This window comes from Skermanella aerolata KACC 11604, from assembly GCF_000936425.1.
GTDB lineage: Bacteria > Pseudomonadota > Alphaproteobacteria > Azospirillales > Azospirillaceae > Skermanella > Skermanella aerolata.
Genome location: NZ_AVFK01000253.1, coordinates 1 through 306, shown reverse-complemented (window position 1 = coordinate 306; position 306 = coordinate 1). Strand labels below are relative to the sequence as shown.

Below are 306 nucleotides of genomic sequence, written 5' to 3'. Positions count from 1 at the left end.
GATGGGCGACGCCATTTCCCACGCGGTGCTGCCGGGCGTGGTGCTCGCCTACGTCGCCGGGATTCCGCTGGAGGTCGGCGCGGTCGTGGCCGGCCTGGTCTGCGCCCTGGGGACCGGCTTCATCCGGGCGCACAGCCGCCTCAAGCAGGACACGATCATGGGCGTGGTGTTCTCGAGCCTGTTCGGGCTGGGGGTGGTGCTGCACGTCGCGGTCAAATCCGATCTGCACCTGAACCACATCCTGTTTGGCGACCTGCTGGGCGCGAACCCGCGCGATCTGCTCCAGAGCGGTGTCATCGCGCTGCT

1 protein-coding gene is annotated in these 306 nt (G+C 68.6%); it reads left to right on the top strand.

Annotated elements, in window-relative coordinates; translation table 11 throughout:
- A partial coding sequence (locus tag N826_RS39430; RefSeq protein ID WP_044438163.1) for a metal ABC transporter permease occupies window positions 1-306 on the top strand: 306 nt, incomplete at both ends.